Consider the following 460-nt stretch of genomic DNA (forward strand, 5'->3'; position numbering starts at 1 on the left):
TCAACAAAAGAAAGCGTATCAGTCGTTGTTCCTGTAATCGATCCAGCACAAACATCAGTCGTTGTTGGAGCAGTTAATGTTCCGTTGCAATCTACAGTAATAGAAGCTAATGTTGGAGCTATAGGATTCGTCGTATCATCGTAATTATAAGTTTGCGGAACAGAAATAGAGTTTCCATTACCATCATTAAATGTCCAGTTTATTGTGGTGCTTCCACTTTCAACAAAAGAAAGCGTGTCTGTAGTAGTTCCAGTAATCGATCCAGCACAAACATCAGTCGTTGTAGGAGCAGTTAATGTTCCGTTACAATCTATAGTAACAGAAGCTAATGTTGGAGCTATAGGATTCGTCGTATCATCATAATTATAGGTTTGTGGTACAGAAATAGAGTTTCCATTACCATCATCAAAGTTCCAGTTTATTGTGGTGCTTCCACCTTCAGAAAAACTTAGGGTATCTG

At 38.3% G+C, this 460-nt stretch carries 1 protein-coding gene; it reads right to left on the bottom strand.

Going from position 1 to position 460, the window contains the following annotated elements; all coding sequences use genetic code 11:
- Window positions 1–460 (bottom strand): HYR-like domain-containing protein (locus tag ACVCZW_RS00305; RefSeq protein ID WP_452231326.1); only part of this gene is annotated, 460 nt, incomplete at both ends.

Source organism: Lacinutrix sp. MEBiC02595 (genome assembly GCF_053601555.1).